Source organism: Eubacterium ramulus (assembly GCF_003122485.1).
Classification (GTDB): domain Bacteria; phylum Bacillota; class Clostridia; order Lachnospirales; family Lachnospiraceae; genus Eubacterium_I; species Eubacterium_I ramulus_A.
Genome location: NZ_JRFU01000156.1, coordinates 1 through 8,286 on the forward strand (window position 1 = coordinate 1; position 8,286 = coordinate 8,286).

Annotated in this window: 7 protein-coding genes and 1 other RNA gene; all 8 read left to right on the top strand. The window is 44.3% G+C overall.

Features of this window, described 5'->3' with window-relative positions:
• The first annotated feature begins 76 nt into the window (after positions 1-76).
• The 8 genes from LG34_RS13560 (at position 77) to ssrA (ending at position 8,190) form a co-directional block, all read left to right on the top strand.
• The gene (locus LG34_RS13560; RefSeq protein WP_109216544.1) at positions 77-1,597 is read left to right on the top strand and encodes an ATP-binding protein; all 1,521 of its coding nucleotides are present in this window, start codon (positions 77-79) and stop codon (positions 1,595-1,597) included.
• Positions 1,572-3,041 (top strand): leucine-rich repeat domain-containing protein, encoded by a 1,470-nt coding sequence (locus LG34_RS13565; protein WP_181369384.1) that lies wholly within the window; start codon positions 1,572-1,574, stop codon positions 3,039-3,041. Before LG34_RS13560 ends, LG34_RS13565 begins: the two co-directional genes overlap by 26 nt.
• A gap of 175 nt (positions 3,042-3,216) precedes the next feature.
• The gene (locus tag LG34_RS13570) at positions 3,217-3,969 is read left to right on the top strand and encodes a threonine/serine ThrE exporter family protein (RefSeq protein ID WP_207657033.1); all 753 of its coding nucleotides are present in this window, start codon (positions 3,217-3,219) and stop codon (positions 3,967-3,969) included.
• Between the two features lie 20 nt (positions 3,970-3,989).
• Entirely contained in the window at positions 3,990-4,427 is a 438-nt protein-coding gene (locus LG34_RS13575; RefSeq protein WP_109216547.1) for a threonine/serine exporter family protein, read from the top strand.
• A 218-nt stretch (positions 4,428-4,645) separates the two neighbouring features.
• Complete coding sequence (gene secG, locus LG34_RS13580) at positions 4,646-4,888, top strand: preprotein translocase subunit SecG (protein WP_109216548.1); 243 nt, start codon at positions 4,646-4,648, stop codon at positions 4,886-4,888.
• A 160-nt stretch (positions 4,889-5,048) separates the two neighbouring features.
• The gene (gene rnr, locus LG34_RS13585) at positions 5,049-7,190 is read left to right on the top strand and encodes a ribonuclease R (RefSeq protein ID WP_109216549.1); all 2,142 of its coding nucleotides are present in this window, start codon (positions 5,049-5,051) and stop codon (positions 7,188-7,190) included.
• Between the two features lie 16 nt (positions 7,191-7,206).
• Complete coding sequence (gene smpB / locus LG34_RS13590) at positions 7,207-7,674, top strand: SsrA-binding protein SmpB (protein ID WP_021738278.1); 468 nt, start codon at positions 7,207-7,209, stop codon at positions 7,672-7,674.
• Positions 7,675-7,845: 171 nt separating this feature from the next.
• Positions 7,846-8,190, top strand: a transfer-messenger RNA (tmRNA) gene (gene ssrA / locus LG34_RS13595).
• The last annotated feature ends 96 nt before the right edge of the window (positions 8,191-8,286 follow it).

Below are 8,286 nucleotides of genomic sequence, written 5' to 3' on the forward strand. Positions count from 1 at the left end.
GAAGCCCCCACTTCAAAATCTGTGATTTAAGTGGTGGGAGCATGTCACATGAGTTACAAATGGAGGATAAACATACATGAATATACAGGAAGCAAAGGAACAGATTGAAAAGGCCGTTCGTATTTATCTGATGAAAGATGAGTACGGGGATTACCGCATTCCGATTGAACGTCAGAGACCGGTATTTCTGCTTGGCGCGCCGGGTATCGGAAAAACTGCCGTTATGGAGCAGATCGCACAGGAGATGGATATCGCACTGGTGTCCTATTCCATGACGCATCACACAAGACAGAGTGCGCTTGGCCTGCCGTTTATCAGTCACAAAAACTATGGCGGAACAGAGTTTGACGTATCTGAATACACCATGAGTGAGATCGTGGCATCTGTATACGAAGCAATGGAAGTGACGGGAAAAACAGAGGGAATTCTGTTTCTGGATGAGATCAACTGTGTGTCTGAGACACTGGCTCCGTCCATGCTGCAGTTTTTGCAGTACAAAACCTTTGGAAAACACCAGATTCCGCAGGGCTGGGTGGTTGCAACCGCAGGAAACCCGCCGCAGTTTAACCGTTCCGTCCGTGAGTTTGATATCGTAACCATGGACCGTCTGAAAGTGCTGGAAGTGGAAGCAGATTATGATACATGGCGGAAATATGCGGTCAATAAGGGCTTGCATGGATCAATCCTGACCTATCTGGATATTAAGAAAAATGATTTTTATGTCATTGAAAATACTGTGGACGGCAAATCCTATGTGACCGCCCGTGGATGGGAGGATCTGTCAGAGACCATTTATTTATATGAAGAAAACGGATTTACCGTGGACGAAGTGCTTGTTGGTCAGTATCTGCACAACAAACGGATTGCCCGCGAGTTTGCTTCTTATTATGACTTGTACCAGAAGTATAAAAAAGATTACCGTGTGGCACAGATCCTTTCCGGAAATGCGGACGCAGATGTGCGTAAGCGTGCGAAAAACGCAGCATTTGATGAACGTATTTCCCTGCTTGGTCTGTTGCTGGAGGCATTACAGGATAAAATTCGTAAGAATGTGGAGTTTGAGGATGCATTGCGTAGCCTGCTTCCGGTATTAAAAGAGTTAAAAACAGAACTTGCGGCATTTACAGGAGCAAGTTCTCAGATTCCGGGCTTATTAGAGGCGCGGGCAGATCAGGTACAGCTTGAGATGGAGCAGGAGGACAAGGCCAATGCGCTGTCCGGCGCAGCACGCCGCGGTTACCAGCTTGTGATCCGTACACTGCAAAAAGATGCAAAAGAGCTTCGCATGCAGGAAATCGACAACGCACAGGCAGCATTCCTGTTTATTAAGGAAGCATTTGACGATCAGGTGACAGACATGAAGGCACAGAGTGATGAAATCAGCAAAGAACTGGAAAATCTCTTTGCTTTTGTGGAAAAAATCTTCGGAACCGGTAACGAGATGCTGATTCTGGTAACAGACCTGACAGTCAATACAAACAGCATGAAATTTATCAGTCGCAAGGGCAGCAAAGAATATTTCAAATATAACAAAAAATATCAATTGTATGAAAGACAGCAGGAAATTTCAGATGCATTGGAACAATTACAGATATAGAAAAGAAACAGATGGAATTGTGATCGAGGAGTACGAGGGCGAAGATCTCCATGTCGTGATTCCACCTGAAATCGAGGGGCTTCCGGTGAAAAAAATCGCACCGGAGGCATTCAGTTCACATGGAGCGCTGATCGAGACCATCGAAGTACCGGAAACGGTGACGGAGATCGGGGATGGTGCCTTTAAAATGTGCATGAGTCTGAAAAAACTGATTTTACAGAACGGTGTACAAAAGATTGGCGAAAACGTGCTGCTTGTCACGGCAGTGACAGAAATGTATCTGCCGGCATCGGTGTCAGAGCTGGTACGCCCATGGGAATGGGGAAAAATTGCATTGGAAGTGGCACCGGACAATCCGAACTATTTTTCTGATGGATATGGCTTATATGAAAAGCATCCGGAAGGCTATGCGCTGGTAGCTGTGCGGGCAGAGGATGAGCGGGAATGTTATGAAGCTACGCCTGGAACGGTTTGCGTAAAGCGGCATGCATTTGAAGGACAGATGTACATTCAGCAGGTGGTGCTGCCGGAAGGCGTGCAGCAGATTGAGGAAGAAGCCTTTGAGAGCTGTCAGGCTTTGCGGCGGATTTCACTGCCGGAAGGATTGAAACAGATCGGTGCAGATGCGTTTCGCTGCTGTATCAATCTGGAAGGAATGGAATTGCCGGCATCACTGGAGACCTTGGGTGAGCATGCCCTGACGGATACTTACGGCTGGAGTCCGAGCATGAACGGGATTCAGTATATTACCGTGCAGCCGGAAAACCCATATTTTTACAATGATGCGTATGCGTTTTACCGCCGGGGAGAACATGGCGATACATTGATCAAATATTTTGGAAAAAATGAGACATGGAAGATTCCAGAAGAGGTGACAGAAGTTGGTCCGATGGCGTTGCGCCGTGCCAATCTGCGGGAAGTGACGATTCCGGAAACTGTGAAAAAAATACCAAAGGATGCATTTCAGGAATGTAACCGTTTGGAGTGTATGGAAATCGAGGCAGATCAGGTGAAACTGTATGTTCCGGAAAATCCGGTGTACCGTAAGGTGGAAATCAGCGGTCTGTTTTGCCTGGATTCAGATGGAAATCTTAAATACGACTATGCGGCTTATGATGCGCTTTTACAGGAATGGTCTCAGATTTTGATCCGTTGCCGGATGGCGGCGTTTCGTCTGGAATATCCGATGCAGCTTAATTCTACGCAAAAAGAAGCGTATCAGGCATTGATTTCGGAACACCTGAAGGATTTGGTTTATGATATCTGTAAGCGAGAAAGCTTAAAAGATCTGGAAGCGCTTGGAAGAGCGGGGATGATCACCACAGATAATATCGAGGATATGATCAGTTGGACGACGGAGTGTCATCGGGGAAAACTGACGGGGTATCTGATGCAATATCAGAGTGAGCATCTTGGCGCAGATGAATTTGATTTTTCACTATAGAGAATGTGTAAGTGTTGGAAAGATAAAACTATTTGAATCGTGTAATTAGAATGGTATGCGATCCCTGTAAAGATGGTGCATTGTTACATATTGGAAAATCAGAAATATGAATTTTATGAAATGAAACGGGGAAAGGTTTTTATAAAGTATGGAAGCAATCAGAAATGAGGAAAACATGCAGCAGCTAAAAAAAGTGCAGAAACTGATCATCGGCATGGGAGAAGCGCTGCTCTGTTATGGGGCGGAGATTTCCCGAGTCGAGGAGACGATTCAGCGTGTGGCGGATCATTTTCAGATAGAAGAAGTGGAAATGTATGTCATTACGAATGGTCTGTTTGTCAATGTGCATCAGCAGGAGGAGCATACTTCCACTAGACTGAAATATGTACCGTCGATTTCTGTTAATATGAAGAAACTGTGTGATATCAATGAACTTTCCCGCAGGATCGAACAGGAAAATCTATCGGTGGATACGGCGTTGAAGACGCTGGAACAGATTCGGGCGGCGAAAAACGAGCCGGTGTGGGAACTGGTGCTTTCCTCCGGTGTTGGTGCGGCTGCTTTTGGTTTCCTGTTTGGCGGAAGCATGTGGGATTGTCTGGCTGCTTTTGTGTGCGGTGTGATCTTGCAGATGTTTTTCTCTTTCTTAGAGGCGAAGCATGTCAATATTTCAAAGGTCTTGCTAGAAATTATCGGCGGACTGCTTGTCACGATTCTCTGTGTGATCCTGCAGCGGATCGGTGTGTCGGAACATTTGGAACTGGCGATCGCAGGGGCGATCATTCCGATGATTCCAGGAGTGGCATTTACCAACGGAATACGCGATATTGTGGACGGTGATTATCTGTCAGGATGCGTCCGGCTTTTGGATGCAATTCTTGTATTCTGTTCCATTGCCATTGGCGTGGGATTGGGACTGAAACTGTAGTGGGAGGAGGAAACAAACATATGCTAATCAATGCAATTGGGCAGCTTGCGGCTGCATTTTTGGCGACGATTGCCTTTTCCGTGCTGTTTCATGTGCCGAAAAAACAGTATTTTGTCTGTGGACTCACAGGAATGCTTGGATGGCTGGTGTATTTGATTGTAAATCTCAAGTTTTCCAATACTCTTGCCTGTTTTGCGGCAACGGTGGTTATTGTGTTCTGTGCACGGTTGTTTGCGGTGTGGAGAAAAGTACCGTCGAATGTGTTTATGATCTCTGGAATTTTTCCAATCGTGCCGGGAATCGGCATTTACAATACGATTTATGACATTATGATCGGGGATGCCGCGGCAGCAATGACGAGCGGTTTGGAGACGTTTAAGGCGGTGGCAGCGATCGTACTTGGCATTGTGTGCGTCTTTGTGATTCCAAACAAATGGTTCCGGGGACTAAAATTATAGGCGCAGATATGAGAAATGTCTGGAGCTACATTTGAAATGGGTGTGTGAATATGGGAAACAGAGATGTAGAACTTAGGTAAGCGAATATGACATGGACAAGATAGAGTAGACTAACGAAAAAGATGTTGATTTTTTCAGTGATACATGGTATCATATCTCTTAGTTGTGGTTATAGGTGTGTTATGACCATTTAATTTATACCGCAGGAGGTGGATATCGTGGAAATCGCAAGAACAATTATACAGATCGTATTTATTATATTAAGTATTATCATGACAGTTATCGTATTGATGCAGGAAGGTAAGAATAACGGACTGGGAGCTTTAACCGGTTCATCTGATACTTATTGGAGCAAGAACAAAGGACGTTCTATGGAAGGAATGCTTGTAAAGATCACAAGAGTTCTTCTGGCACTGTTCCTTATTATTTCTGCAGTACTGACAATTGGACGTTTTCAGTAAGAATACCTAAGAGGCTGTCGTTTTACGACAGTCTTTTATTATTATACGGAGAGTTGTTTTACAGAGATTGAAAATTATACTAATATAATAAATATAGGAAACAATGCGTTTTTACAAAGGATGTTCCTTTTGCTGTGAATGTGATATGGGGATAGAATAGATGAAGAAAGAATTATTAGAAGAGAGAAAACAAATTGTATATGAACTGATCTGCGATGATCTGTATGTGCCGATGAAGGCAAAGGAGATCGCAATCCTTATGAATGTGCCCAAAGCGCAGCGCCATGAACTACAGGAAGTATTGGATGCACTGGTGGCAGAGGGTAAAGTTGAGGTGTCCACAAAGGGAAAATATACAAAAGGTACCAGCCCGAACCTGACTGGTGTATTTACTGCGCATGCCCGTGGTTTTGGATTTGTTACCATTGAGGGTGAGGACGAAGATATTTTTATTTCGGAAAGCAATACAAATGGAGCCATTCAGGATGATGTGGTACAGATTGCGCTGGTTCCATCCAGTGGAAAACGCAGAGAAGGAAAAGTTGTAAAAATCGTGGATCATGGTTTAAAAACCGTGGTTGGTACATTTGATAAAAACAAGACCTTTGGTTTTGTACGACCGGATAATCCAAGGATCAATATGGATATTTTTGTACCAATCGAGCGTTCCAAAGGTGCCGTGACCGGACATAAGGTAGTTGTAGAACTGACTTCTTACGGTGGAAAAGGCAAAAAACCAGAAGGAAAAGTCATCGAGATCATCGGTCATGAGAATGATCCGGGTACGGATATCATGTCTCTGGTGCGGGCGTATGGACTTCCGGTGGAATTCCCGGAGAAAGTATTAAATCAGGCAGAGCGCGTGGCAAAAGATGTGACTTCTGCGGATATGGCAGGACGTATGGATCTTAGAGACTGGCAGACCGTTACCATTGACGGAGAGGATGCTAAGGATCTGGACGATGCGGTGACCTTGACCAGAGATGGCGATTTCTGGCAGCTTGGCGTGCATATCGCTGATGTGACAAATTATGTGCAGGAAAACAGTGCGCTGGACGTGGAAGCGCTGAAACGCGGCACCAGTGTTTATCTGGTGGATCGTGTGATTCCAATGTTGCCGCATACGTTATCTAATGGAATCTGTTCTCTAAATCAGGGCGAGGATCGACTGACTTTGAGCTGTATTATGAAAATTGATGCAAAAGGAAACATCGTGGATCATCGGATCGCAGAATCTGTCATCAACGTTGACCGCCGCATGAGTTATACCGATGTAAATAAAATTATTACGCTGAAAGATCCGGAGAAAACAGAAGAGTACAAAGATTTTGTACGGATGTTTTTGGATATGAAGGAGGTGGCAGATCTGCTGCGTGCAAAACGTCGGAAACGTGGTTCCATTGATTTTGATTTTCCAGAGACGAAAGTAATTCTGGATGATCAGGGACATCCGGTAGACATTAAACCGTATGACCGCAATCCGGCGACAAAGATCATTGAGGATTTTATGTTGGCGGCAAATGAAACCGTTGCGCAGGATTATTTCTGGCAGGAGATTCCGTTTGTGTACCGTACGCATGAAGTGCCGGATACAGAAAAAATTAAAAAGCTGAGCACGTTTATCAATAATTTCGGATATCATATCCATATGGGTTCTGATGAAGTGCATCCGAAAGAGTTGCAGAAACTTTTGGCAAAAATCGAAGATACGCCGGTGGAGGGACTGATTTCCCGCCTGACACTGCGTTCCATGAAGCAGGCAAAATACAGTGTGGAATGTGTGGGACATTTCGGACTGGCAGCGCAGTATTACTGTCATTTTACTTCCCCGATCCGCCGTTATCCGGATTTGCAGATCCATCGAATTATTAAAGACAGTCTGCGTGGACGGATGAATGAAAAGCGGATGGAGCATTATTGGAAAATCCTTCCGGGCGTGGCACAGCAGGCAAGCCAGTTGGAGCGTCGGGCAGATGAGGCAGAGCGTGAGACCATCAAAATGAAGAAAGTGGAATACATGGAGAGCCGTATCGGAAATGAATACGAGGGCGTTATCTCCGGTATTACGAACTATGGTCTGTATGTGGAACTGCCGAATACGGTAGAAGGCATGGTGCATGTCACAACGCTGCGTGGAGATTACTACAATTATATTGAAAGTATCTACGAGATGGTGGGTGAAAACACCGGAAAAAGCTATAAGCTGGGACAGACAGTAAAAATTCGTGTGATCGGTACAGACAAACTGGTGCGCAGAATTGATTTTGAACTGGTTGATCCAAAGAAGGAAGAAGAATTTTAGCAAAGGTAGAAAAATTATGGGAAAAGACAGATACAAATTGGTCGCAAATAATAAAAAAGCATATCATGATTATTTTATTGATGAGACATACGAGGCAGGAGTAGCTCTGCACGGAACGGAAGTAAAATCTGTGCGCATGGGAAAATGCAGTGTCAAAGAATCCTTTATCCGAATCGAGAACGGAGAAGTGATCGCATACGGATTGCACATCAGTCCATATGAAAAAGGAAACATTTTCAACCGGGATCCGCTGCGTCCGAAAAAACTGCTGCTTCATAAATATGAGATCAATAAGCTGGCAGGAAAAATTGCAGAGAAAGGTTATACACTGGTTCCATTGAAAGTATATATCAAAGGAGATCTGATCAAAGTCGAGATCGGACTTGCCCGTGGTAAAAAACTGTACGATAAACGTCAGGATATCGCGAAGAAAGATCAGCGGCGTGAAGTGGAACGTGAGTTTAAAGTAAAGAACCTGTATTAAATATTGATGTAATGAATAATATTTTTTGACTGTAGTTCAGAAAGAAAATGTAAAATAAACTGTTGGTTTAGACAGAGGCTTTTCTCTTGACGAACCGAAAAAAATCCCATATAATAACAAAGATCAGAAGAATAAATTTCTGATAACTGGCATGATCCGCCGAAGTGATTCGGGGATGTACTGGTTTCGACGGGGTTTTAAAAGCCGGAGAAGCGAGCCGTATGAAATGCGTTAAATTTCAAATCTAAATATAAACGCTGATAATAATAAATTAGCACTGGCTGCCTAAGTTGCAGCTTGTCTGACCGGGAGCACCTGCACTTTCGGACCCAGGCATCGACCATGCAGGAAACGACTTATACAAAGCTTTGCGTATAAGGGCGTAATATGAAGCTACTGAAACCGAAAACCGGTTACTGGGTGTTCGGCAGAGGGAATGTCAATACAGTGACTACGCTCGTAGAAGTACGGTGGCTGGAATTTCGGACAGGGGTTCGATTCCCCTCATCTCCATAAAAAGAGCCGGGAACGCTTGTTTTTCAAGGGTTCTGGCTCTTTTTTTGCTTTATAGGAAAGTTCTCCTTTGGAGAACTCTTGATATAAAAGTAGCCC

Excerpts from the sequence above, each read along its gene's own strand:
- LG34_RS13570 (WP_207657033.1), top strand. The coding sequence starts at position 3,217 with ATGCAGCAGCTAAAAAAAGTGCAGAAACTGATCATCGGCATGGGAGAA.
- LG34_RS13575 (WP_109216547.1), top strand. The coding sequence starts at position 3,990 with ATGCTAATCAATGCAATTGGGCAGCTTGCGGCTGCATTTTTGGCGACG.
- smpB (WP_021738278.1), top strand. The coding sequence starts at position 7,207 with ATGGGAAAAGACAGATACAAATTGGTCGCAAATAATAAAAAAGCATAT.
- LG34_RS13560 (WP_109216544.1), top strand. The coding sequence starts at position 77 with ATGAATATACAGGAAGCAAAGGAACAGATTGAAAAGGCCGTTCGTATT.
- rnr (WP_109216549.1), top strand. The coding sequence starts at position 5,049 with ATGAAGAAAGAATTATTAGAAGAGAGAAAACAAATTGTATATGAACTG.
- LG34_RS13565 (WP_181369384.1), top strand. The coding sequence starts at position 1,572 with ATGCATTGGAACAATTACAGATATAGAAAAGAAACAGATGGAATTGTG.